This is a genomic window from Staphylococcus sp. FSL W8-0271 (assembly GCF_038006605.1).
Taxonomy (GTDB): domain Bacteria; phylum Bacillota; class Bacilli; order Staphylococcales; family Staphylococcaceae; genus Staphylococcus; species Staphylococcus cohnii.
Genome location: NZ_JBBOVM010000001.1, coordinates 1,646,712 through 1,673,602, shown reverse-complemented (window position 1 = coordinate 1,673,602; position 26,891 = coordinate 1,646,712). Strand labels below are relative to the sequence as shown.

The 26,891-nt window shown below is 32.9% G+C and carries 23 protein-coding genes and 1 pseudogene; 22 read left to right on the top strand and 2 right to left on the bottom strand.

What is annotated here, in order from left to right:
• Nucleotides 1–317 precede the first annotated feature (317 nt).
• The 13 genes and pseudogenes from coaBC to NST87_RS08120 all read left to right on the top strand — a co-directional run bounded on the left by coaBC (nt 318) and on the right by NST87_RS08120 (nt 15,160).
• Nucleotides 318–1,520, top strand: coding sequence for a bifunctional phosphopantothenoylcysteine decarboxylase/phosphopantothenate--cysteine ligase CoaBC (gene coaBC / locus NST87_RS08180; protein ID WP_019467769.1), 1,203 nt, complete (start codon nt 318–320; stop codon nt 1,518–1,520).
• A gap of 1 nt (nt 1,521) precedes the next feature.
• Nucleotides 1,522–3,930, top strand: a complete 2,409-nt coding sequence (gene priA, locus NST87_RS08175) for a primosomal protein N' (RefSeq protein WP_019467768.1) — start codon at nt 1,522–1,524, stop codon at nt 3,928–3,930.
• A gap of 451 nt (nt 3,931–4,381) precedes the next feature.
• Nucleotides 4,382–4,828, top strand: coding sequence for a GNAT family N-acetyltransferase (locus tag NST87_RS08170; protein ID WP_019467767.1), 447 nt, complete (start codon nt 4,382–4,384; stop codon nt 4,826–4,828).
• A gap of 363 nt (nt 4,829–5,191) precedes the next feature.
• On the top strand, nt 5,192–5,881 hold the full coding sequence (locus NST87_RS08165) for a GNAT family N-acetyltransferase (RefSeq protein ID WP_019467766.1): 690 nt from the start codon (nt 5,192–5,194) through the stop codon (nt 5,879–5,881).
• Nucleotides 5,882–6,084: 203 nt separating this feature from the next.
• Complete coding sequence (locus NST87_RS08160) at nt 6,085–6,573, top strand: peptide deformylase (RefSeq protein WP_019467765.1); 489 nt, start codon at nt 6,085–6,087, stop codon at nt 6,571–6,573.
• Nucleotides 6,566–7,498, top strand: coding sequence for a methionyl-tRNA formyltransferase (gene fmt, locus NST87_RS08155; RefSeq protein ID WP_026034728.1), 933 nt, complete (start codon nt 6,566–6,568; stop codon nt 7,496–7,498). The genes NST87_RS08160 and fmt overlap by 8 nt, the downstream gene beginning before the upstream one ends.
• A 2-nt stretch (nt 7,499–7,500) precedes the next feature.
• On the top strand, nt 7,501–8,808 hold the full coding sequence (rsmB, locus tag NST87_RS08150) for a 16S rRNA (cytosine(967)-C(5))-methyltransferase RsmB (RefSeq protein WP_230620726.1): 1,308 nt from the start codon (nt 7,501–7,503) through the stop codon (nt 8,806–8,808).
• Nucleotides 8,809–8,811: 3 nt separating this feature from the next.
• Complete coding sequence (gene rlmN, locus NST87_RS08145; RefSeq protein ID WP_019467762.1) at nt 8,812–9,906, top strand: 23S rRNA (adenine(2503)-C(2))-methyltransferase RlmN; 1,095 nt, start codon at nt 8,812–8,814, stop codon at nt 9,904–9,906.
• Nucleotides 9,907–9,910: 4 nt separating this feature from the next.
• Complete coding sequence (locus tag NST87_RS08140) at nt 9,911–10,654, top strand: Stp1/IreP family PP2C-type Ser/Thr phosphatase (RefSeq protein ID WP_019467761.1); 744 nt, start codon at nt 9,911–9,913, stop codon at nt 10,652–10,654.
• Nucleotides 10,651–12,695 (top strand): annotated as a pseudogene (pknB, locus tag NST87_RS08135) (Stk1 family PASTA domain-containing Ser/Thr kinase). Before NST87_RS08140 ends, pknB begins: the two are co-directional and overlap by 4 nt.
• Before the next feature lie 303 nt (nt 12,696–12,998).
• Nucleotides 12,999–13,874: a ribosome small subunit-dependent GTPase A gene (gene rsgA, locus NST87_RS08130; RefSeq protein WP_019467952.1), complete on the top strand. Its 876-nt coding sequence runs from the start codon at nt 12,999–13,001 to the stop codon at nt 13,872–13,874.
• Entirely contained in the window at nt 13,875–14,519 is a 645-nt protein-coding gene (gene rpe, locus NST87_RS08125; RefSeq protein WP_019467951.1) for a ribulose-phosphate 3-epimerase, read from the top strand.
• Nucleotides 14,520–14,524: 5 nt separating this feature from the next.
• On the top strand, nt 14,525–15,160 hold the full coding sequence (locus NST87_RS08120) for a thiamine diphosphokinase (RefSeq protein ID WP_019467950.1): 636 nt from the start codon (nt 14,525–14,527) through the stop codon (nt 15,158–15,160).
• A 75-nt stretch (nt 15,161–15,235) separates the two neighbouring features.
• On the opposite strand, the gene rpmB is transcribed toward NST87_RS08120, so the two are convergent.
• Nucleotides 15,236–15,424: a 50S ribosomal protein L28 gene (rpmB, locus tag NST87_RS08115; RefSeq protein WP_002483503.1), complete on the bottom strand. Its 189-nt coding sequence runs from the start codon at nt 15,422–15,424 to the stop codon at nt 15,236–15,238.
• A 240-nt stretch (nt 15,425–15,664) separates the two neighbouring features.
• Here rpmB and NST87_RS08110 point away from each other — a divergent pair, with 240 nt between their 5' ends.
• From NST87_RS08110 to recG, 5 genes are all read left to right on the top strand, one after another.
• Nucleotides 15,665–16,036 (top strand): Asp23/Gls24 family envelope stress response protein, encoded by a 372-nt coding sequence (locus NST87_RS08110; RefSeq protein WP_019467949.1) that lies wholly within the window; start codon nt 15,665–15,667, stop codon nt 16,034–16,036.
• Between the two features lie 14 nt (nt 16,037–16,050).
• Complete coding sequence (gene fakA / locus NST87_RS08105) at nt 16,051–17,712, top strand: fatty acid kinase catalytic subunit FakA (RefSeq protein ID WP_040030554.1); 1,662 nt, start codon at nt 16,051–16,053, stop codon at nt 17,710–17,712.
• Between the two features lie 366 nt (nt 17,713–18,078).
• Nucleotides 18,079–18,744, top strand: a complete 666-nt coding sequence (gene sdaAB / locus NST87_RS08100; protein ID WP_040030555.1) for an L-serine ammonia-lyase, iron-sulfur-dependent subunit beta — start codon at nt 18,079–18,081, stop codon at nt 18,742–18,744.
• A 13-nt stretch (nt 18,745–18,757) separates the two neighbouring features.
• Nucleotides 18,758–19,627 (top strand): L-serine ammonia-lyase, iron-sulfur-dependent, subunit alpha, encoded by an 870-nt coding sequence (sdaAA, locus tag NST87_RS08095; protein WP_019467946.1) that lies wholly within the window; start codon nt 18,758–18,760, stop codon nt 19,625–19,627.
• A 1-nt stretch (nt 19,628) separates the two neighbouring features.
• Entirely contained in the window at nt 19,629–21,674 is a 2,046-nt protein-coding gene (recG, locus tag NST87_RS08090; RefSeq protein ID WP_019467945.1) for an ATP-dependent DNA helicase RecG, read from the top strand.
• A gap of 66 nt (nt 21,675–21,740) precedes the next feature.
• Here the strand turns inward: recG and NST87_RS08085 are convergent, their stop codons facing one another.
• Nucleotides 21,741–23,300 carry a M4 family metallopeptidase gene (locus NST87_RS08085; RefSeq protein WP_340721555.1) on the bottom strand — a complete coding sequence of 520 codons (1,560 nt, stop codon included), beginning with the start codon at nt 23,298–23,300 and terminating at the stop codon, nt 21,741–21,743.
• 292 nt (nt 23,301–23,592) lie between these two features.
• Here NST87_RS08085 and fapR point away from each other — a divergent pair, with 292 nt between their 5' ends.
• The 4 genes from fapR to fabG are packed head-to-tail and all read left to right on the top strand — an operon-like array spanning nt 23,593 to nt 26,790.
• Entirely contained in the window at nt 23,593–24,162 is a 570-nt protein-coding gene (gene fapR, locus NST87_RS08080; protein ID WP_019467943.1) for a transcription factor FapR, read from the top strand.
• Entirely contained in the window at nt 24,155–25,141 is a 987-nt protein-coding gene (plsX, locus tag NST87_RS08075; protein ID WP_019467942.1) for a phosphate acyltransferase PlsX, read from the top strand. Before fapR ends, plsX begins: the two co-directional genes overlap by 8 nt.
• Nucleotides 25,134–26,060 carry an ACP S-malonyltransferase gene (fabD, locus tag NST87_RS08070; protein WP_040030558.1) on the top strand — a complete coding sequence of 309 codons (927 nt, stop codon included), beginning with the start codon at nt 25,134–25,136 and terminating at the stop codon, nt 26,058–26,060. The genes plsX and fabD overlap by 8 nt, the downstream gene beginning before the upstream one ends.
• Complete coding sequence (fabG, locus tag NST87_RS08065) at nt 26,053–26,790, top strand: 3-oxoacyl-[acyl-carrier-protein] reductase (protein ID WP_019467940.1); 738 nt, start codon at nt 26,053–26,055, stop codon at nt 26,788–26,790. Before fabD ends, fabG begins: the two co-directional genes overlap by 8 nt.
• Nucleotides 26,791–26,891: the final 101 nt, after the last annotated feature.

Genomic DNA, 26,891 nt, shown 5'->3' with positions numbered 1-26,891 from the left:
AGTACACCGGGTTAATGTTGTGCACTTCAAAAGTCGGACATATGCGATGACTTTGAGGTTTCATAGCCAAGGTGTGCTTTTTTAATTTGGACATTAATTTGTGTATAATAAGCAGTAACCATATGTATACTTAAAGCAATTTAGCTAAAATATTAAAAGTTAAATTAACTAATGAAAAAATGCTATGTAATCCTATACATTAACCTTATACAGAATAAATACATTTGTCTATATTTAGTTATATTGAAGATTAAATATATAAACTACTATGTTAAATCATTAATAGAAAGATATAAATTATTTGGAGGAGAACTACGATGAAAAATATATTACTTGCTGTAACTGGTGGTATCGCTGCGTATAAAGCAATAGATTTAACGAGTAAACTCACACAGGCTGATTATAATGTCAGAGTGATGTTAACAGACCATGCACAAGAGTTTGTAACGCCTTTAGCTTTTCAAGCCATCGGTAGAAATCCTGTTTATACGAGCACTTTTAAAGAACACAATCCAGAAGAAATTCAACATGTAGCTTTAGGAGATTGGGCAGATGCAATTGTAGTTGCACCGGCAACTGCAAATATAATCGCTAAACTAGCAAACGGTATTGCTGATGACATGGTTACATCAACACTATTAGCTACAGAAACACCTAAATTTATCGCTCCAGCAATGAATGTACATATGTATGAGAATAAAAGAACGCAACATAATTTAGCAACGTTAAGCTCAGATGGTTATTATTTCTTAGAACCTGGTGAAGGTTTCTTAGCATGTGGCTATGTTGCAAAAGGTAGAATGGAAGAACCTTTGCAAATTGTAGAAAGGTTAAATCAATATTTTCAACACGACATATCAACACCAACAAATAGTAGATTTAACGGTATGAAAGCTTTGGTGACTGCTGGACCCACGATAGAAGAACTAGATCCAGTTCGTTATTTATCTAATCGCTCATCAGGTAAAATGGGATATGCGCTAGCAGAATCTTTAGCTCAAAGAGGGGCGACCGTGACACTTATATCTGGTCCAACCAAACTAACACCACCGAAAAATGTGGAAGTCATACAAGTAGAAAGTGCACAGCAGATGTTTGAAGCGGTTAAAACACGATTCGAGAACATGGATATTGTCTTTAAGTCTGCAGCAGTATCAGATTATGCTCCAACAGAATTATTAGAGCATAAACTAAAAAAACAACAAGGTGATTTGACGGTTACTTTTAAACGCACACCCGATATTTTAAAATATTTGGGAGAACATAAAGGTAAACAATTTTTAGTTGGTTTTGCAGCAGAAACGCAAAATATTGAAACATATGCTCAAAGAAAATTAAAAAGAAAAAACGCAGATGTTATCATAGCGAATAATGTTGGAGATCGCACAATTGGGTTTAGCTCTGATGATAATGCATATACAATGTACTATAAAAACGGTGAAACAATAGCGTTAGGAAAACACAAAAAAGTCATATTAGCGGAGCATATACTAGATAGTTTAGAAACAAGGTGGCAATAAAATGATAGCAAAAGTAATCGTAGATATCCCATCTAAAAGTGTTGACTTTACATTTGATTATATAATTCCACAAAAATTTCAAGCGATGATTGAAGTTGGTATGCGCGTAATTGTACCTTTTGGGCCGAGAACGATACAAGGTTATGTCATGGACATCACTAAGCAACCTGACACTGATATGGACATATCAAAATTAAAAGCAATAAAAGAGATACAAGATATTAAACCTGAATTAACGAAAGAATTAATACAACTAACAGACTGGTACCATACTTATTTTGTAACAAAGCGAATTTCTATGTTAGAGGTTATGCTTCCAAGTGCAATCAAAGCTAAATATACTAAAGTGTTTGCAGTTAAAGATGCTGAAGCTATACCAGAAAAATTATTAAAACGATTTGACTCGGAAGGGCATTATGCATATAAAGAAGCACAAAAAAATGATGACTTAACTCTAATTGCACCATTCTTAAAGCAAGGTGCAATTCTTGAAGATACCATTTTATCTCAAAGTTTAAAGAAAAAGAAACAACGTGCAGTGCGTATCGTCGAAGGTTTTGATTATGATATGGTATTAGGTTCTTTAGAAAAATCAAAAAAGCAATATGAATTATATGCTTATTTAATCGATGAAAGTCATCACGTTGTTTTTTTAAAGCAATTAGAAGAAATGGGATTTTCAAAATCTAGCATTGAGACATTAGCTCGTAAAGGTTTTATTGAGAAATATGATACAACCGTAGAGCGCGATCCTTTTGCGACGCGAGTATTTGAACAAGATCAAAAGCAACAACTTACAGAAGAACAACAAGAAGCATATGATGCCATACTTGAGACGATTAATAAAAATGAACAACGGACATTTTTATTACACGGTGTAACAGGTTCTGGGAAAACGGAAGTTTACTTACAAACCATAGAAAAAGTACTCAATCAGGGTAAACAAGCGATGATGTTAGTACCGGAAATTGCACTCACACCCCAAATGGTACTAAGATTTAAGCGAAGATTTGGGGATGAAGTTGCTGTTTTACATTCAGGATTATCTAAAGGTGAACGTTATGATGAATGGCAAAAAATTAGAGATGGTAAAGCGAGTGTGAGTGTTGGTGCTCGTTCCAGTGTGTTTGCCCCTTTTAAAGATTTAGGTATGATTATAATTGATGAAGAGCACGAGTCTTCGTATAAACAAGAAGACTATCCAAGATACCATGCTAGAGATATTGCACAATGGCGCAGTCAATATCATCAATGTCCTTTAGTATTAGGCAGTGCTACGCCAAGTTTGGAAACATATGCACGTGCAACTAAAGGTGTTTATGAACTATTATCATTACCTCATAGAGTGAATCAACAAGCATTGCCAGAAGTGAACATCGTAGATATGCGCGCTGAACTTGCATCAGGAAATCGCTCTATGTTTTCAGAAGATTTGCGTCAGGCGATTCAAGAACGATTGGATAAAAAAGAACAAGTTGTTTTATTTTTAAATAGACGTGGCTATGCGTCATTTATGTTGTGTCGTGATTGTGGTCATGTACCTCAATGTCCTAATTGCGATATTTCTTTAACATATCATAAATCAACGGATCAATTGAAATGCCATTATTGCGGTCATCAAGAAATCCCACCCAATAAGTGTCCTAACTGTGAAAGTGAACATATTAGGCAGGTTGGAACGGGTACGCAAAGAGTTGAAGAATTATTACAAGAAAATTTTCAGGAAGCAAAGATTATTCGTATGGATGTTGATACCACTTCCCGGAAAGGCGCACATGAACAATTATTAGATGACTTTGGTTCAGGTAAAGGGGATATTTTACTGGGAACACAAATGATAGCAAAAGGCTTAGACTTTCCAAATATTACATTAGTTGGCGTATTAAATGCTGATACGATGTTGAATTTGCCTGACTTTAGAGCTAGTGAGCGTACATATCAATTGTTGACGCAGGTTTCAGGTCGTGCAGGCCGCCATGAAAAAGAGGGGCAAGTAATTATACAAACGTATAATCCTGAACATTATGCAATTAAAGATGTTCAAGATAATGACTATTATTCCTTTTTTGAAAAAGAAATGAATTATAGAAAATTAGGTAAATATCCGCCATATTTCTTTTTAATTAATTTTACGATTGCACACAAAGATATGAAAAAAGTAATGGAAGCTTCTAAACACATACACAAAATATTGTTACAGCATTTATCAGATAAGGCATTAGTGTTAGGTCCTTCTCCAGCAGCTTTATCACGAATTAATAATGAATACCGCTTTCAAATATTAATTAAATATAAAAGCGAACCTTCCTTACACGAAGCACTAAAATATTTAGATGATTTTTATCATGATCAATATTTAAAAGACAAATTGTCACTGAAGATTGACATTAATCCTCAAATGATGATGTAGGACACTATTAAATGTCGTTTAACCGTAATGTTTTAAAAACTTTTCTAGGTTGTAAAAAATAAACTAGTGGCAGAAAAGGACAATAATTTAACATGCTATATTATTAAATTACTGAATACGCGTTAGTCTTATTTTAGAAAAGCAACTTTTGCTTATGTTAGATTTGTGATATTAAATCGTAAATTTTAACATTAAAGCACTAAATTTTTAATATGTTTGTTTACAAATAAATTTTGACAAGAGGGGAGCAAACAACATAAACCTGTTGTTTAGCGATTAAGTTACAGGTTAGATAGTTAATATTTTCTTTTTTAAAAGTGGGGTCTGTCAATCGGTGTTTTGCTGATTTGATGGCCCTATTTTTTTGTTAAATTTTAAATATTAATGGTTGAATATGATTAATAGATATAGTAAATTTATTTGCTCATATTTTTTAAAAGGAGTAATAGATATGGAGATGAGAATTGCAAATATAAATGATATTGAAACAATTATAAAATTAAGAAAAGAACAATTACTTGATCAAGGTATGCTTGCTACGGAAGATATTGATGATAATATGAGAGAATATTTTGAAGATGTTTTCGACAAAGAAAATATTTTCCAAGTGTTTATGATAGATAATCAACAAGTTGTATCTACAGGAGCAGTTATTTTTCAACAAATACCACCCGCATATGATAATTATTCTGGTATTGAAGGTTATATTACCAATGTTTATACAACTAAATTGTACAGAGGATTAGGTTTAAGTAAACAAATTTTAGATGAGCTTTTATTAAAGTGTAAAACAGAACAAGTCAATATAGTTAATTTAAAAGCTTCTACTAAGGCAGAACCATTATATTCTAAAATTGGTTTCATAAAAAATGCATCATCCATGACCATTGAGTTATAAAATAATGAAGTGAACAATATTAGATATAAATTTTTTATTGAAATCATAATTGAAGTTAAAGCTCTCAATATATAATAAATCTAAATATAAAATTAAGAAGTAGAAGTAAGAGTATTCAATTAAACTATTATTGATTTCTTTTTACTTCTACTTTTTTTAATTAATTCATATATTAAATTATGTAAATCGATTAATAAAAATGCTTTCGCAATATAAATAATAATGATAGCATATTATTAATTTATAAGAATTGGTTGGTATAAATGTATTATACGCAATCGCTAACATTTTAATGCTTAATCATTAATGGCAATATTATATGATAATGCTATATACTTATTGATTTTAAAAGGGAGGAAATATATGGAATATAATCAGTTTAAACAACCCATCGGTAAGTCATTAATCAATTTCAATCAACCCAAAGCACCAACCGTTGATGTGTTAGAAGGGAAGTACTGTAGGTTAGAAAAATTAGCAACGCAACATATTAATCCTTTATTTAATCATTTCAAAGCACAAGATGATGCACCTAATTGGACTTATTTACCGGATGAGCAGCCTAAAAGTTATGATGATTTTGCAGCATATATAAATAATAAAAGACAAACAAAAGATCCATACTTTTTTGCTATCATTGATCGATTAGATAATGACGTGGTAGGCATTTTATCATTACTGAGAATAAATGAACAAAATGCAACGATTGAAGTTGGGCATATTCACTATGCTAATAAAATGAAACAAACACGTATAGCTACAGAGACGCACTACTTATTAGCAAAATATATTTTTGACACGTTGGGCTATAGAAGATATGAATGGAAGTGTGATGCATTCAACGAACCATCTATAAAGGCGGCAAAACGACTTGGGTTCAAATATGAGGGTTTATTTAAACATCATACTATTTATAAACAACGAAGTAGAGATACATACTGGCTTGCTATGTTAGCAGATGAGTGGTCACAATATAAAAGTAAGTTTGAAAATTGGTTGAACGAAAACAATTTTGATGAATTTGGTAATCAAATCAATAAGTTATCGCTATGATATCACAAAAGTTAACTGGAGCATAAAGATATATTACACCGTAAGCTTGTAAGTGAGAGCTTGCGGTTATATTTTGTGATAAAGCAAAAGTGTAAAAAAGAAAATATGTATTGTTTCAACGCTTGCATTTCATCTAAGCTTGGTGCAAATTTAACTAAAATAAGTTATAATGATATGATGAATTTTTATGAGGAGTAATTTGTATGACAATAAAGCAACTTGTTGCAGCAGAAAATCCAATTTTACATAAAAACGTTCCTGATGTAACGCGATTTGATGAAAACTTAGCTCAATTATTGCTCGATTTAGAAGACACTATGTATGAAGTTGAAGCTTCTGCCATATGTGCGCCACAAATTGGCATCTTACAAAAAGTAGCTATTATCGATATGGAAATAGATGGATTGTTACAACTTATCAATCCAAAAATTATTCGCGAATCAGACCAAAAAGTAACTGACATAGAAGGATCTATTTCATTACCTGACATTTATGGTGAAGTTGAAAGAAGTAAAATGATTGTTGTTAAAAGTAATGATAAAAATGGAAACGAAGTAGAAATGACAGCATATGATGATATTGCGCGTATGATATTACATATGATTGATCATTTTGAAGGGAAACTTTTTACAGAACGTGCGGATAAAATTTTGACTGAAGCAGAAGTGGAGGCGTATTTTGAAAATGAGTAGAATAATTTTTATGGGAACACCTGATTTTTCGACAAAAGTGTTAGAAATGTTAATTGCAGAACATAATGTCATAGCAGTAGTTACACAACCTGATCGACCAGTTGGCAGAAAGCGAAAATTAACACCACCACCAGTGAAACAAGTTGCGATAGAACATGCAATCCCTGTATATCAACCGGAAAAACTGTCACAATCAGAAGAATTACAGATGTTGATTGATTTGAACGCGGATTTAATCGTTACTGCAGCATTTGGTCAATTATTACCACAAACTTTATTGGATTCACCAAAGTTAGGTGCTATCAATGTGCATGCATCATTACTGCCTAAATATAGAGGTGGCGCGCCCATACATCAAGCGATTATAGATGGAGAAACACAAACTGGTATTTCTATCATGTATATGGCTAAGAAATTGGATGCTGGAAATATTATATCTCAAAAAGCAATCGATATTGAACCGCAAGATGATGTTGGTGTGATGCATGATAAATTAAGCTTCTTAGGTGCTGAATTATTAAAAGAAACGCTTCCTTCTATTATTAATGGTACGAATGAAAGTATTGTTCAAAATGAAGATGAAGCAACATTTGCATGTAACATTCGTCGTGAAGATGAAAAAATTGATTGGTCAAAACCTGCTGAAGTAATTTATAACCATATTAGAGGCTTGTCTCCATGGCCGGTTGCTTACACAATAATGGATGAAGAAAATTTAAAGGTCTATGCTTCTCGCATTGAAAAAGATAAAGATGGTGAACCGGGTACAATAATAGAGACAACTAAGAAAGCAATTGTTGTGGCTACAGGTTCTAACGATGCGATTGCATTAACAGAGATTCAAGTTGCGGGTAAAAAAAGAATGCCTACAGCTAATTACTTAAGTGGTGTGCAATCAACACTCGTTGGGAAGGTATTAAAATGACAATTGAAACTAATGTAAGATTATTAGCTTTTGAAACATTACAAGATATTATTAATGATAAGGCATATAGTAATATTATTATTAACGAGGTATTAACCAATAATGATTTAAGTCGGGCAGATAAGAATTTATTAACCGAATTAGTGTATGGTACATTAAAAAGAAAATATACACTTGATTATTATTTGAAACCTTTCGTGCAAACTAAACTTAAAGGTTGGGTCAGACAATTACTGTGGATGAGTATCTATCAATATATTTACTTGGATAAAGTCCCTGAACATGCAATTATTAATGAAGCTGTTAATATAGCAAAATATAAAGGTGGCCCACATAATGGTAATGTGGTTAATGGGATTTTGAGAAACCTTATGCGCAGTGAATTACCAAATTTTAATGAAATTACGGACGATAAGAAGCGCATTGCTATTCAATATAGTTTGCCCAAATGGCTTGTTGATCACTGGGTTACACACTTTGGAATAGAAGAAACTGAAGCAATTGCACAATCATTTTTAACAAAAGTGACAACAACTGTAAGGGTCAATTTGACAAGAATTTCAGTTGAAAATGTGATGCAACGTTTAGAAGACGAAGGTTATACTGTAACGCAAGATAATGACATTACAATTTGTTTACATATTAGTGGTAAACCGATTATAGAGTCACGTGTATTTAAAGATGGTCTAGTCTCTATCCAAGATAAGAGCTCTATGTTTGTAGCTGATGTAATGGATCTCCAAGATGGCGACATTGTATTAGATGCTTGTAGTGCACCTGGTGGAAAGGCATGCCATATAGCAGAAAGACTTCACGGTACTGGACATGTAGATGCGACAGATATCCATGAACATAAAATTGATTTGATTGATTTTAATATTCGTAAATTACGATTATCTAACATTTCTGCTTTTAGTCACGATGCGACGAAAAATTATGATAAAGTGTATGATAAGATTTTGGTAGATGCACCTTGTAGTGGTTTGGGTGTACTTAGACATAAGCCAGAAATCAAATATGAACAAAGTCAACAAAGCATACAATCTTTAGTGAATATTCAACTAGAAATTTTAAATAACGTGAAAAATCATTTACGACCTGGCGGCACATTAGTTTATTCAACTTGTACGATAGAACAGTTAGAAAATGAAAATGTTATATATACATTTTTAAAAGAAAATAAAGATTTTGAATTTGATTTATTTGAACATCCAATCAGTGGAGAAAAAGTAAAAACGTTACAGGTGCTACCTCAGCATTTTAATTCTGATGGCTTTTTCATTACTAGGATAAAAAGAAAGGAACAATAAATAATGATAACTGCAGAAAAGAAGAAAAAAAATAAATTTCTTCCCAATTTCGAAAAGCAATCTATTTACTCTTTGAGATATGATGAAATGGAAAATTGGTTAAAAGAAAATGGACAACAAAAATTCAGAGCGAAACAAATCTTTGAATGGTTATATGAAAAACGAGTAGATAGCATTGATGAAATGACAAATCTGTCTAAAGAGCTAAGAGCACTTTTAAAAGACCATTTTGCAATGACAGTGATGACTACAGTAGTCAAACAAGAAAGTAGAGATGGTACGATTAAGTTTTTATTTGAATTACAAGATGGTTACACGATTGAAACAGTATTAATGAGACATGAATATGGGAACTCTGTATGTGTCACTACTCAAGTGGGTTGCCGTATAGGTTGTACATTCTGTGCATCTACATTAGGTGGCCTAAAGCGAAATTTAGAAGCGGGAGAAATTGTATCTCAGGTACTCACTGTTCAAAAAGCCTTGGATGAAACTGATGAACGTGTATCTCAAATTGTAATCATGGGAATTGGTGAGCCATTTGAAAACTATGATGAAATGATGGACTTTTTAAAGATTGTTAACCATGATAATGGTTTAAATATAGGTGCCCGTCATATTACTGTTTCTACTTCTGGTATTATACCTAGAATTTATGATTTTGCTGACGAAGATATTCAAATAAATTTTGCAGTAAGTTTACATGGTGCTAATGACGAAATTCGTTCTCGTTTAATGCCTATTAATCGCGCGTATAACGTTGAAAAATTAATGGAAGCCATTAAATATTATCAAGAAACAACAAATAGACGTATTACATTTGAATACGGACTGTTTGGAGGCGTCAACGACCAAGTTGAACATGCGAGAGAGTTAGCACATTTAATCCAAAAATTAAACTGTCATGTGAATTTAATACCTGTAAATCATGTGCCGGAAAGAAATTACGTTAAGACACCTAAAGAGGATATCTTTAAATTTGAAAAAGAATTAAAGAGATTAGGTATTAATGCAACAATAAGAAGAGAACAAGGTGCTGATATTGATGCAGCATGTGGTCAATTAAGAGCTAAGGAACGAAAAGTAGAAACGAGGTAATAGTATGCTAAAAGCACAATTTTTTACTGACACAGGTCAATATCGTGAAAAGAACGAAGATGCAGGTGGTGTGTTCTATAATCAAACAGAACAACAGTTACTTGTACTCTGTGATGGTATGGGTGGACATTTAGCAGGAGAAGTAGCAAGTCAATTTGTGACAGATGAGTTGCAACGTCGTTTTGAAGAAGAAAATTTAATTGAACCTAACCAAGCGGAAGATTGGCTGAGAACCACACTAAAAACGATTAACCGTGAATTATATCAACTCTCAGTTGACAATGCAGACTATCAAGGCATGGGAACAACTTGTGTTTGTGCACTTGTATTTGATGATTATGTCGTTGTCGCAAATATTGGTGATTCAAGAGGATATTTGATTAATAGTAGAGAAATTGAACAAATTACAAATGATCATTCTTTCGTTAATCACTTAGTAATGATTGGGCAAATTAGTGTCGAAGAAGCTTTTAATCATCCTCAAAAGAATATTATTACAAAAGTCATGGGTACGGATAAAGTGGTAACACCAGATATTTTTGTAAAAAGAACCAATTTTTATGATTTTCTATTATTAAATTCGGATGGATTAACAGATTTTGCAAGAAATCATATGATTCAAGAAGAATTAATGCAAGAAAATGATTTAGAAACACATGGTCGGAATCTTATTGAATTAGCATTATCCCAAGAAACAAATGATAATGTAAGCATTGTTTTAGCAGAAATTGAAGGAGATAAGGTATGATTGGAAAATTAATAAGCGAACGTTATAAAGTGATAAAAAAGCTTGGCGGCGGTGGCATGAGCACGGTTTATTTGGCTGATGACACTATTTTGAATCGCAATGTAGCAATCAAAGCTATTAGGATACCTTCTGGTGAAAAAGAAGAAACAATTAAGCGTTTTGAGCGTGAAGTTCACAACTTAACACAGCTTTCTCATCAACATATCGTAAATGTTTTTGATGTTACTGAAAATGATGAAAATTTCTTTTTAGTGATGGAATACATAGAAGGTCCCACTTTATCAGAATATATTCAACAACATCGACCTTTAGACATCAAAACTGTAATCAAATTTACTGAACAAATTATTGAAGGAATAAAGCATGCACATGATACAAAAATTGTTCATCGTGATGTAAAGCCTCAAAATATTTTGGTGAATCATGATCAAACATTAAAAATATTAGATTTTGGTATTGCAAAAGCATTAAGTGAAACAACGATGACGCAAACAAATCATGTTTTAGGTACGGTTCAATACCTTTCTCCTGAACAAGCTCGCGGTGATGCAACAGATAACGGTACTGATATATATTCAATTGGTGTTGTGCTTTATGAAATGTTAGTAGGGCAACCTCCATTTTCAGGTGAAACAGCAGTAAGTATTGCTATAAAGCATATTCAAGATCCGATGCCTAATGTTTCTAATAAACGTTCTGAAGTACCACAATCACTGAGCAATGTCGTGCTAAAAGCTACTGAAAAAGATAAGAATGATCGTTATCAAACAGTACAAGAAATGCAAGATGACTTGTCTACTGTGCTGTCAAAAGAGCGAGAGAATGAATCACCATATCATTCTGTTGATGCAGACACTAAAACGGTTCCTATTGATAAAAATGAAATAGCTAATCAGACACGTGATGAAGATAAATCAAAAAGCATGAATCAAACCATGCAAATTCCAATTGTTAATCAACAATATTTTCAATCGAATGAGGAACAATTATATGCGATGCCTCCGAAAAAAAGATCGAAAAAGAAAAAGTTTTTCTATGGTTTAATCATCGTACTACTTTTATTTGGACTCTTTGGTTTCATGGCTATGGGAATGTTCGGTAATAAATATTTAGAAACACCTAATTTAATAGGTAAAACTGAAAAAGAAGCAGAAGGTATTTTAAAAGATAATAAACTAGAATTAGGCAAAACTACAAGAGCATACAGTGATAAGTATCCAGAGAATAAAATTATTAAAACATCACCAGGAAAAGGTGAGCGTTTAGAACAACAAAGTAAAGTAGATATTGTGTTATCAAAAGGTCCTAAAACTGCAGAAATGCCAAATTTATATGGTTTACCAAAATCAGAAGCGTTAAATAAATTAAAAAAACTAGGAATTGATGATGCTAAAGTTGATCAATCTTATACAAAACAAAATGTTGCTAAGGGTTTAATTGAAGCACAAAGTATTTCACCAGGCGATAGAGTGAAAATAAATGATAGTGACATTAAATTGACTGAATCGTTAGGTGTTAAACAAGTTTATGTGGATGATTATGAGAAAAAATCGTTTAAGACTGCTAAATCAGAACTGGAATCTAAAGGATTTAAAGTCGTTACTGTAGAAAAACGTTCTGATAAAACAGTTAAAAAGGATAATGTTATTAGTCAATCACCTAAAGGCGAAGAAGTAGACGAAGGTTCTACCATAGAATTTGTGGTATCCACAGGTGAACCTAAAGCATCAGAGAAAAAAGATGATAAAGATTCTGATGAGCAAGAAGACAAGTCATCTAAAGAAGATGAAAAATCACAAACTAAAACTTATACAGAAACTTATCAAGTTCCCTATACGGGCGATGATGATGAAAGTCAAGAAGTGAAGGTATATGTGAGAGACAAAGATGACAAAGGATCATCAGCTGCACAAAGCTTTAAAATTAAAGATGACAAAACTGTAACCATTCCGATGACTATTGAAAAGGAGAGACGGCTGGTTATACCATTCGAGTTGATGGTAAGGTTGTAGCTGATAAAGATATTCCTTACGATTTTTAGCGCAACTTAACGAACGAAGCAAAGCGAAGAGCGTTTAGTTGCGCTTATGCAGAAGCCAAGGCTTCAGCGAACCGAAAGGCGAACGAAGCAAAGCGAAGAGAGTATAGTTGCGCTTATGCAGAAGCCAAAGGCTTCAGAGAACTTCTTTTAAAAAACGTTTATAACAGAGTATTATTTCTACGGTTGCTCGTAGTTATAATGCTCTGTTATTTATTTTTAACTGAAATAGTCTCAAATCATATTTAAATTAAAAAGCCTTTGCTATAATATAGTATGTAAAGCTTTAAAAAGAGGGGTGCCTAAGTGAAAACAGGACGCATCATAAAATCATTAAGTGGTGTATATCGTGTAGATGTAAATGGACAAATGTATGACACAAAACCACGTGGATTATTTAGAAAAAATAAATTTTCGCCTATCGTTGGTGATGTTGTAGATTTTGAAGTTGAAAATATTACAGAAGGTTATATTCACCATGTTCATGAACGAAAAAATGAATTAAAAAGACCACCAGTTAGCAATGTTGATCATCTTGTATTAGTTATGAGTGCAGTAGAGCCTGAATTTTCAACTCAGTTATTGGATAGGTTTTTAGTAATCGCACATTCTTATCATATGAGACCTCGCATATTAGTAACCAAACGTGATATTACTTCACCTAACATGCAAAACACAATATTACAGACACTAAAAGTTTATGAAAAGATGGGATATAATACACAATTTATAAGTGTTGAAGACCATATCGGTGAGGTTTTCACACAATGGGGTGAAGGACTAGTGGTATTAAGCGGTCAGTCAGGTGTTGGGAAATCTACCTTATTAAATAAATATTTTCCTGAATTGGATATTGAAACACAACATATATCTAAAGCCCTAAATAGAGGGAGACATACTACAAGACATGTAGAGTTATTTGAAAGAGAAAATGGCTTTATAGCTGATACGCCTGGATTTAGCGCGTTGGATTTTAATCATATTCAAAAAGATGAAGTGAAACATTATTTCATGGAAATCAATGAATATGGTGAACAATGTAAATTTAGAGACTGCAACCATATAAACGAACCCAAATGTAACGTTAAAAATGAAATAGAAAAAGGAAATATAGCTCGTTTTAGATATGAACATTATTTACAATTATTTAAAGAAATTGCAAACAGAAAGGAAAGATATTAAGTGGCAAAATTATATCCATCATTATTATCAGCTGATTTTTTACAATTACAAGAGGAATTAAAGGCTTTGGAAGATGCGGGTGTTGATGGTGTGCACTTTGATGTGATGGACGGTCAATTTGTTCCAAACATTTCAATTGGATTACCTATATTAGAAGCAGTTAGGAAAGGTACTGATTTACCAATAGATGTACATTTAATGATAGAAGAACCTGAAAAGTATGTAGAGCTTTTTGCAACGCAAGGAGCAGATATGATTTCAGTACATGTAGAAGCAACACCACATATTCACAGAGTGATACAACAAATTAAAAAGGCAAATGTACAAGCTGGTGTAGTCATTAACCCAGGCACATCAGTAGATGCGATTATTCCAGTGCTGAAAATGGTGGATTATGTACTTGTCATGACAGTCAATCCTGGATTTGGGGGTCAAACTTTCATTCAAGAAAGTATTGATAAATTAGACCAACTTGACAAGATGAAGAAAGAATTAAATTTGTCATTTGAAATCGAAGTTGATGGTGGTATTAACGACGAAACAGTTTCAACTGTAGTCGAACACGGTGCTACTATGTTAGTAGCTGGTTCATATTTCTTTAAACAAAAGGATTATAAACAAGTGACGCAAACATTGAAAGGTTGAAGTCAATGAAAGTCAATTTATTATGCGGTGCAAGAAATTTACCAGAAAGCATTTTACAAAATAAAACAAACGAGGCATGGATAGGGATTGATCGAGGTGCATTAATCTTGATTGAATCGGGGATTATGCCACAATTTGCAGTCGGTGATTTTGATTCAATAACTAAAGAAGAAAAGGATTATTTGACTGAAAAATTAGCAATTAATCCATATAATTCCGAAAAAGATGACACTGATTTAGCATTAGGTATCGAACAAGCTATAAGTTCAGGTTATAGTGAAATATGTGTTTACGGTGCAACCGGGGGGCGTTTAGACCATTTTATGGGTGCATTGCAAATATTAGAAAAGCCAGAATATACAAAAAAACAAATTAATATTAAAATCATTGATCAACAAAATGAAATTTCATATCTATCTGCTAAAGACTATAATATCGAAAGGGATTTAAATTACCCGTATATATCATTTATTCCTATTGCTTATCCCACAGTTATTTCATTAATCAATTTTAAATATGAATTGAAACAAGCATCTTTACAGTTAGGTTCTACATTGACAATATCTAATGAATTAATAAAACCACAAGGCATTGTTTCTATTCATTCAGGTAGCGTGTTAATGATTAAAAGTAAAGACTGATATATCGTAGTAAATTTAAACAAAAAAAGACCAATCCTCCACATAAGGATTGGTCTTTTTCGTGCATTATATTTATTAAACTCTAGTTACTTTACCAGATTTTAAAGCACGTGCAGAAACCCAAACTTTTTTAGGTTTTCCGTCTACAAGAATTCTAACTTTTTGAAGGTTAGCATTCCATCTTCTTTTAGAAGAATTTAAAGCGTGTGAACGATTGTTTCCAGTTGAAGCTTTACGACCTGTTACGAAACATTGTTTGCCCATGAAAGTACCTCCTTTAATAAATATAAATACACATATCTACTACATACTTGAATAATGTACCACATAAAAAAAATAATGGCAATAAAATGAAAAAAATTTCTTTACATAGCTTCTACTTTTGTTACACTCATTTTATGATATAATTGTAAACTATGGATAATATTGTATTTTTTAATCTTAATAAAAAGTTTTAAAGTATCAAAAATAAAGTGAGAACCATAAACTAGGAGGCCCAATAAAATGACATTAGAAATTACAAATGATTATGGTAGCATAGACATTTCAAACGAAGTAATAGCTTCAGTTGTGGGTAGTAAAGCAGTAGAATGTTATGGCATTGTAGGAATGGCTTCTAGACAACAAGTAAGAGATGGAATTGCTGAAATATTAGGCTATGAAAATTATGCAAAAGGCATTGTTGTGAGAGAAGAAAATAGTGTATTGGATGTTGATATGTACATCATTGTAAGTTATGGTACGAAAATATCAGAAGTTGCAAGCAATGTTCAATCAACTGTCAAATATACATTAGAACAAACATTAAAAGTTAAAGTAAATTCAATTAATATATTTGTACAAGGCGTACGAGTGGATAATGGCAAGAAAAACTAGGAGGACATAACGAGATGGTTAGTAAAATAAATGGTAAATTATTTGCCGAAATGATTATTCAAGGGGCACAAAATTTATCTAATCATTCAGATTTAGTAGATTCATTAAATGTATACCCGGTTCCAGATGGTGATACAGGGACAAATATGAACTTAACTATGACATCAGGTAGAGAAGCTGTAGAAGAGAATTTATCTCAACATATAGGTGAGTTAGGTAAAACCTTTTCAAAAGGTTTATTAATGGGTGCACGAGGTAATTCTGGTGTTATTTTATCACAACTTTTTAGAGGCTTTAGTAAAAATTTAGAAGATTTTAGTGAAATTAATGCACAACAATTAGCAGATAGTTTTAAAGCTGGTGTTGACACTGCATACAAAGCAATTATGAAACCCGTAGAAGGTACAATTTTAACTGTCGCTAGAGATGCTGCGGATGCAGGTTTACAAAAGGCACAAGAAACAGAAGATTGCATTGAACTTGTGACATATATTATAGAACAAGCTCATATTTCTTTAGAAAATACGCCTAATTTATTACCTGTATTAAAAGAAGTTGGCGTAGTTGACAGTGGTGGTAAAGGATTAGTCATCGTTTATGAAGGTTTTCTAAAAGCGTTAAAAGGTGAAACTGTAACTGCAGAAACTCCAAAATTAAATACAGAAACTTTAGTAAATGAAGAACATGATTTCCACGGTGTGATAAATACTGAAGATATTGTTTATGGGTATTGTACCGAAATGATGGTTCGTTTTGGAGTTAATAAAAAAGTGTTCGATGAAAATACTTTTAGAGAAGAGATGAGCCAATTTGGTGATTCATTATTAGTTATTAATGATGATGAAATTGTAAAAGTTCATGTACATACTGAAAAACCCGGCGATGTTTTTAATTACGGTCAGCAATACGGTGAATTAATTAAACTAAAAGTTGAGAATATGCGTGAACAACATCGTGAAGTCGTAAAAAAAGAACAAAAAGGTTCTAATGCACAGCAATCTAATCAAGAAACTTCAACAGTAGACACTGCAGTTATCGCTATTTCTATGGGAGAAGGCATATCTGAATTGTTTAAATCCATGGGTGCGACACATTTAATAAGTGGTGGCCAGACAATGAATCCGTCTACAGAAGATATTGTGAAAGTGATTGAACAATCACAATGTAAACGAGCAATCATCTTGCCAAATAATAAAAATATTATGATGGCGAGTGAACAGGCTGCAACAATTGTAGATGCTGAAGCTGTTGTCATTCCTACGAAATCTATACCACAGGGAATAGCTGCATTATTTAACTTTGATGAATCCGACGAGCTGACTGACAATAAAGCACGTATGGTTGAATCATTAGAAGTGGTAGCGTCTGGATCTGTTACCTATGCGGTGAGAGATACTAAAGTTGATGGCGTGGAAATTAAAAAAGACGCATTTATGGGATTAATCGAAGATAAAATTATCACAAGTAATGAAGACGAATTTGAGACAGTAAAACAACTATTATCTCAAATGATTACTGACGAAAGTGAAATAATTACTATGATTATTGGTGAAGATGCCAACGGTGAGATAACATCTAATGTTGAATCTTGGATTGAAGCAACATATCCAGACATTGAACTAGATCAACATCAAGGTGATCAACCAGTATATCAATATCTGTTCTCTGTTGAATAATTTTAGTTTGTTGATAACGACAAAAATTCTATTAATATACGTAATTAGGTATGTTTCATATCTAGTTACGTATATTTATTTTTGAAGTAAAATAAAACATTTGGTAGATATAAAATCTTTAAAAAGTATATACAAGGTTATTGTGTTTTATTTATTAATATTTATTGTGAAAAAATTTTTATTTTTGCTACTTTTATATGTATATTCAATTCACAATAGTGTGCAATTTGTAACAATTTTAAATTAAAAGCAGTACAACCAAAATTAGTTTATAATGTTTACTTAAATTGTTATAATAATAAAGGTGCAAATGAAATGTAAGCGCAACACTTTAGAATGATTAAAAACAAGGGTGGGGTATCCATTATGAAATATAAAACAGTTTTCGATATAATTGGCCCAACAATGGTTGGTCCATCATCTTCACATACAGCAGGTGCAGTCAGAATTGGGTTAGTAGCTAAAGATTTATTTAATGAAATACCAAAACAAGTTGATATATATTTGTATGGCTCATTTATGGAAACATATAAGGGTCATGGTACTGATGTCGCACTTGTAGGTGGTTTATTAGGATATGATACAGACGATGATCGAATCCAAAAAAGTTTGGAAACTGCTGAAGAAATTGGGATGAAAGTAAATTTTATTGAAATGGCAGAAGAACGCTCTCACCCAAATACTGCAATTATTAATATGAGAGACGGAGAAAAAGAAATTTCTGTTGAAGGTGTATCTATCGGTGGTGGTAAAATAGAAGTTGTTGCAATCAATGGTTTTAGTATTGCAATTAGTGGCAATTATCCAGCACTTTTAGTATTCCATAAAGATACATTCGGTACGATTGGACGCGTCGCTAATATTTTAGGTGATTCCAGTATTAATGTTGGCAGCATGCAAGTTTCAAGAAAAGAAAAAGGCGACCAAGCATTAATGACTTGTGAATTAGATGATGCTATCAATGATGAAATAATAGAAAAAATAAAAAACGTCGATGGTGTAGTGACAGTCTCACTCATGGGCGACGCCTAATGGAGGGTTATCAATGTTTAAAAGTGTGAAAGAACTCATTGAAAAATGTGAGACAGAAAATAAAAAAATATATGAAGTGATGCTCGAGCAAGAAATGGAAGTTACGGGTCTATCAGAAGAAGAAGTATATGCACATATGGATAAGAATTTACAAACTATGGAAAATGCTTTAGATGAAGGCTTAGAAGGTGTTACTTCAACGACTGGTTTAACAGGTGGAGATGCTGTTTTAATCAAAGAATACTTAAAAACAGGTAAATCTTTATCTGGTGCAACTTTATTAGACGCTGTTAGTAAAGCAGTAGCAACAAATGAAGTAAATGCTGCAATGGGGAAAATTTGTGCTACACCAACAGCTGGTTCAGCTGGGGTAGTTCCCGGCGTTTTGTTTGGTTTGAAACCACGACTTGAGCCTACGCGTAAAGATATGTTGAATTTCTTACTTACTTCAGGCGCATTTGGATTTGTTGTAGCAAATAATGCATCGATATCAGGTGCGGCAGGAGGTTGTCAGGCTGAAGTTGGCTCTGCTGCGGCTATGGCAGCAGGTGCAACAGTTGAACTTGCAGGTGGTACACCTCAACAATCTTCTGAAGCTTTTGCAATTTGTTTGAAAAATATGCTAGGTTTAGTATGTGACCCAGTAGCTGGTTTAGTAGAAGTACCTTGTGTAAAAAGAAATGCAGCTGGAGCATCTAATGCAATCGTATCAGCAGATATGGCATTAGCAGGTGTAACTTCTAGAATACCGACAGATGAAGTTATAGAAGCGATGTATAAAATAGGGCAAACGATGCCTTCAGCATTGCGTGAAACTGGTCGTGGAGGTTTAGCAGGTACACCGACAGGACAGCGTTTAAAACAAGAAATATTTGGTGATTAAAATGTCAAAAGTCAATTTAATAGAAAGTACATTTCCTTTATCTCAAATTAAGGGTTTAGGTCCGAAACGGTTAGCGGTATTAAATGAATTGAACATTTATACAGTAGAGGATTTAATTTTATATCTACCAACGCGTTATGAAGACAATACTGTAATTGACTTAAATGAAGCAGAAGATCAAGCGATGGTGACTGTTGTTGGGGAAGTATACTCAACACCCACTGTCGCTTTTTTTGGTAGGAATAAATCTAAGCTTACAGTTCATTTAATGGTTAACAACATTGCTGTAAAATGTGTGTTTTTTAACCAACCTTATCTGAAAAACAAACTAGAATTACACCAAACGATTACGATTAAAGGTAAATGGAATAGAAACAAGCAAGAAATTAACGGAAATCGAATGTTTTTTAATCAATCAGCGATGGATGATGTACAATTTGAACCCATTTATCGAATTAAAGAGGGGATAAAGCAAAAACCACTACGTGATATGATTAGGCAAGTATTAGGACATGTCACGATTCATGAATGGATATCAGATGCGTTAAGAGCAAAATATAAATTAGAAACGCTAGAAGATACAATCAAAACATTGCACCTTGCGCCTGATAAAACCTCATTACTCAAAGCTAGAAGAACATACGCATTTATTGAATTATTTATGTTTGAACTAAGAATGCAATGGCTAAATAGATTGGAAAAAATATCAGATGAGGCAATCGAAATTGATTATGATATTCAATTAGTTAGAAATTTTATAGCAAGTTTACCATTTGAATTAACCGACGCACAAAAGCAAAGTGTCAATGAGGTATTTAGAGATTTAAAAGCACCCATCCGTATGCATAGATTATTACAAGGTGATGTTGGTTCAGGGAAAACAGTAGTAGCTGCAATTTGTATGTATGCATTAAAAACGGCAGGTTATCAATCTGCTTTAATGGTACCTACAGAAATACTTGCCGAGCAGCACGCTGAAAGTCTTGCGGAGTTATTTGGTGACAGAATGAATATTGCTTTACTAACAGGTTCTGTTAAAGGGAAAAAGCGCAGAATTTTGTTGGAACAACTTGAGCAAAATGAGATAGATTGTATTATTGGAACACATGCGCTTATTCAAGATGATGTTGTATTTAATAATGTCGGTCTTGTAATTACAGATGAACAGCATCGTTTTGGTGTCAATCAACGACAATTGTTGAGAGAAAAAGGTGCTATGACAAATGTTTTGTTTATGACAGCGACACCTATTCCACGTACTTTAGCGATTTCAGTTTTTGGAGAGATGGATGTATCTTCAATCAAACAGTTACCAAAAGGTAGGAAACCTATTATAACTTCTTGGTCTAAGCATGAAGCGTATGAAAGCGTATTAAAACAAATGTCCGCTGAATTAAAAAAAGGTAGACAAGCATATGTGATTTGTCCATTGATAGAAAGTTCAGAGCATTTAGAAGATGTACAAAATGTTGTTGAATTATTTGAGTCTTTACAAGTTTATTATGGTACTGAAAAAGTTGGATTACTTCATGGTAAATTAACTTCTGAAGAAAAAGATCAAGTGATGCAACAATTTAGTAAGCATGAAATTGATATATTAGTGTCTACAACTGTTGTAGAAGTGGGGGTTAATGTACCAAATGCAACGTTTATGATGATTTACGATGCGGATCGTTTTGGATTATCGACTTTGCACCAATTAAGAGGACGCGTTGGTAGAAGTGAGCATCAAAGTTATTGTGTATTAATCGCTTCTCCTAAAACAGAAACAGGGATAGAACGTATGAATGTAATGACCCAAACGACAGATGGTTTTGAATTAAGCGAACGCGACTTAGAGATGAGGGGACCTGGTGATTTCTTTGGTGTAAAACAAAGTGGATTACCTGATTTCTTAGTAGCCAATGTAGTTGAAGATTACAAAATGTTAGAAGTAGCAAGAGATGAGGCAGCAGAATTAATACAATCTGGTGCATTTTTTGAAGATGAGTATCAAAGGCTAAGAACTTTTGTTGAAGATAATTTACTATATACTAGCTTTGATTAACCAAATAATATAAAAAAACAGCAATTTAGTTTGAGTTTCGCTAAATAGCTGTTTTTTTAATATTTACTAATCAACCCCTACTTCAGTCCATGCTTGCTCTATGGATTTTGATTCGGTACTATCATGACCGTATAATTCATCTGCAGCTTGTTTTAAAGCGATTTTAGCATCAGAAAATTCAGCGTTAGATGTCAAATATTGCGTTAATGCTAGATAGTATATTTGTTCAGCCTTATCTTTACCAATAGATTGTATGGTAAGATATGCTGCTTGGTTTGGAATGCCACTATTAATATGGACACCACCATTATCTTCAGAGCCAGTATAAAATTGGTCCATATGTGCTGGTTGATCATATTTTTCTGGATTTTTTAAACTTCTTAACGCATCACCATCTTGTTTGGGTGTATATACATCTTCACCCATTAACCAGTTATCAGGATCTATAAAATATCCAAAAACATCTGAAAAAGATTCGTTGAGCGCACCAGATTGGTTTTCATATTCTAAATTAGCAGTTCTTTCTGTCACTGCGTGTGTCAATTCATGAGCGACAATATCTTTAGTACCTGATAAAGGATTGAATGTTTGACCATCACCATCACTGTAAACCATATATTGTCCAGTCCATGCAGCGTTATTATAGTTCTTATCAAAGTGTACGACAGAATTAATGTCAGCAGCCTTATCGTCATAACTATTTCTGCCGTGCTTATTTAAATAGTAATCATAAACTGCTTTTGCGTAATAGTGTACATCGACACCGGGACGTTGTTGCTTTTCATCAAAATGTTTTGAATCGTGAGTGATAGGAGAAAATTGATCCATGGTTTCATTGGCACTTTTAGTATTAATATGTGCATCTGTAGTTGTATCATTTAAAGTATATTGTCCACTGTTACTAGATACGTTAAGTGGTGATTTTTTATCCCCGTTCACTCCGATACCAGAACCTTCTTCTGAAGCATGTTCAATCACATTTTGCTTTTTTAATATTTCCCCAGTACTAGCATCCACTTGTATTTGCCAATGCGCAAGTTTTGGAGATACGTAATTTAATTCGATATTATGTATGAATCTTTCCTTTTCGCTATTAATATCTAATTTGTTTTTAGACACTATTTTAAAACCATCTATGTTTGCAACGTCATTACTTTTTTTACCAATCGCTTTAAAGGCTAACTTTTCTGCTTGAGAAGATGAAACGTTTACTTTGTTTTTAACGTCGATATGTTGTCTGTGTATATGTCCATTAATGAGTGATACCTTTCCATCTCGATTGACATGGACTTTTATCGTACTATCATCTGCTAATACATTATTGATTTTTGGCTTTAATTCATAATGCGAAACGCCAGTTGAATCAGTATTGCTATTGATTACTTTATATTGTTTAAAAGCATTTTTATTAATTGATTCCGTTTTAGTTTTATCATTATTGTTAAGCATAGACGTAGCGTTGTTTTGAAGATAATTTTCTACATCTATTTTATTGGATATTTTTGTTTCACTTGAACTTTCCAAGCGTTCAGGAATGATACTATTTAGTTCTTTTGCGTTGGACTGCGTAGAGATAGTTGCAAAAAATGTTGCTGATAGTAATACATTGGTCACTACTTTTTTCATTGTTTTCAACCCCTTTGAATTGGAATGTATGATCTATTTATTTCTTAAAAATTTCTTAATGGTTAAGAAATTTAAAAATTATACATATTATTTTTATATAATTTAACATATTATTATTTCGAATTATATATTAACCACAAAAAACTTTTTTGTTTTAACAATAAAAGTGCTCGGTATTAACTCGATTTAATGTAGAAAGTCTTATGTTTTTAGTTGAGCAATTGAAATAGAAAGTGTTATGATATGTGAGGAATGTTTAAGACTTGGTACTAAAATTCGGGAGTAGTAAACTATGAAATTAAAAAAACAAGAACGTCGCGAAGCAATTAAAAAAGAAATAGAAAAAAATCCCTTTATTACTGATCTTGATTTAAGTAGTCTTTTTTCAGTCAGTATCCAAACAATAAGATTGGACCGTACACACTTAAATATTCCTGAGTTGAGAAAAAGAATAAAATCTGTTGCTCGAAAAAATTACGAAAGTATTCGGTCTATTGATGGAAGTGAAATCATAGGTGATGTGATTAACGTAGAACCTGATCATGAAGCAACATCTCTGATTAATATTGATGAAGATTCAGTATTTACAAGAAATAAAATTGCCAGAGGTCATGTGTTGTTTGCACAGGCCAATTCATTATGTGTGGCACTTATACATAAACCAATCGTTTTAACTAAAGAAAGTAACGTTACATTTTTAAAACAAGTTAAATTAAATGATACGGTACGTGCTGAAGCACAAGCTGTTGAAATAACTAATAAATATTTTAAGATAAAAGTAAGTTCGTATGTCAAAGATACTTTAGTATTTAGAGGTACGTTTAAAATGTATTATACAAGTGAGGATGAACAAAATGGTTAAAATAGCTATCGACATGATGGGTGGCGATGATGCACCTGGCATCGTTTTAGAAGCTGTTGAAAAAGCGGTCAATGATTTTAAAGATTTAGAAATTATATTATTTGGTGATCAAAATAAATGTAATATTAACCACGGTCGAGTGGAAGTGCGACACTGTACAGAAGCAATAACAATGGAAGATGAACCTGTAAGAGCAATTAAACGAAAAAAAAATAGTTCCATGGTGCGCATGGCTGAAGCTGTAAAATCTGGAGAAGCGGATGGTTGTGTATCAGCTGGTAATACAGGTGCTTTAATGTCAGCAGGATTATTTATAGTTGGTAGGATTAAAGGTGTTGAAAGACCAGCATTAGTGCTTACTTTACCGACTGTCTCAGGTAAAGGTTTTGTATTTATGGATGTTGGTGCCAATGCGGATGCTAAAGCCGAACATTTATTGCAATATGCGCAATTAGGCAATATTTATGCACAAAAAATACGTAATATTGAACAACCTTCTGTAGCATTACTTAATATAGGAACTGAAGCTGCTAAAGGGAATACATTAACTAAAAAAGCGTTCAATTTAATGGAAGAACAACAAGAATTTCATTTTGCTGGTAATGTTGAAGCTAAAGTATTAATGGATGATGCTGCAGATGTCGTTGTTACGGATGGCTATACTGGTAACATGATTCTAAAAAATCTAGAAGGTGTAGCAAAATCTATAGGGAAAATGTTGAAAACTACACTTTTAAGTAATTTCAAAAATAAGTTGGCAGCATTAGTCTTGCGTAAAGATTTAAATGAGCTAACTACCAAAATGGACTATGCAGAATACGGTGGCTCAGTTTTACTAGGATTGAATGGTATTGTTGTTAAAGCACATGGTAGTTCTAATGCTAAGGCATTTTATTCAGCAATTCGTCAAGCCAAGGTTGCAGGAGAATTAAATATAGTAGATACAATGAGAGAAACGGTGGGGTCAAAAAATGGGTAAAACAGCGATTATTTTTCCTGGACAAGGGTCACAAAAAGTTGGTATGGCTAGTGATTTGTTTAATGAAAATGATGCAGCTACATCAATTCTAAATGAAGCGCAAGCACAATTAGATTTTGATATTTTAGAAACAATGTTTGAAGATGCTGAAGATAAGTTAGGCCAAACTGAAAATACACAACCAGCATTATTAACGCATAGCACTGCATTATTAAAGGCGTTAAATCAGATTAATGCAGATTATACAATGGGGCATAGCTTAGGTGAATACGCAAGTTTAGTAGCAAGCGGTGTACTAAAATTTGAAGATGCGGTAAAAATAGTACGTAAACGTGGACAATTAATGTCAGCAGCTTTTCCTGATGGTGTTGGTAGTATGGCGGCTGTACTAGGTTTAAATTACAGTGAAGTTGATGATATTTGTAAACAACTGTCAACAGAAGACGAAATCATAGAACCTGCTAATATAAATGCACCTGGACAAATTGTGGTTTCAGGGCATAAGACGTTGATAGATCAACTCGTTGCAGAAGGGAAATCTATGGGTGCTAAACGTGTCATGCCTTTAGCAGTTTCTGGGCCATTCCATTCATCGATGATGCAAGTTATTGAATCAGATTTTGCAAATTATATCGAACAATTTGAGTGGAACGATGCATATTATCCAGTTGTCCAAAATGTAAATGCTAAAGGTGAAACAGACGCTAAAATAATAAAAGAAAATATGATTAAACAATTATATTCTCCGGTTCAATTTATAGATTCTACGAAATGGTTACTCGACCAAGGTGTAGATCATTTTATAGAAATTGGACCAGGTAAAGTACTTTCAGGTTTAATTAAAAAAATAAATAGAGATGTTAAACTCACTTCAATTCAAACATTAGAAGATGTAAAAGGGTGGAATGAAAATGACTAAAAATGCATTAGTAACTGGAGCATCTAGAGGTATCGGTCGTAGTATAGCAATTCAATTAGCTGAGGAAGGTTATAACGTAGCAGTAAATTTTGCAGGCAATAAAGAAAAAGCAGAAGCTGTAGTAGAAGAAATCAAAGCTAAAGGTGTAGAAAGTTTTGCAATTCAAGCTAATGTTGCCAATGGTGATGAAGTAAAAGCGATGATTAAAGAAGTTGTAAGCCAATTTGGTACAGTCGATGTATTAGTCAACAATGCAGGTATAACTAGAGATAACTTATTGATGCGCATGAAAGAAAGTGAATGGGATGACGTTATCGACACTAATTTAAAAGGTGTATTTAACTGTATTCAAAAAGTAACACCACAAATGTTACGACAAAGAAGTGGTTCAATTATCAATTTATCTAGTGTAGTTGGTGCAGTCGGTAATCCTGGTCAAGCCAATTATGTGGCGACAAAAGCAGGCGTTATTGGATTGACTAAATCTGCTGCGAAGGAATTAGCTTCAAGAAATATTACAGTTAACGCTGTTGCGCCAGGATTTATTGTTTCTGACATGACTGATGCGTTAACAGATGATTTAAAAGATCAAATGCTTCAACAAATTCCATTATCAAGATTCGGTGAAGACACTGATATTGCAAATACAGTAGCGTTTTTAGCTTCAGACAAAGCAAAATATATTACTGGTCAAACAATACATGTTAATGGTGGCATGTTCATGGAATAGTGTTAACAGTAAAAAACGCCATTTTAACATTACTTGATGTGTCTTATATATGTATGTCATGCTTTAAGTATGTAATTCATCGAAATACTACTTGTATTTCA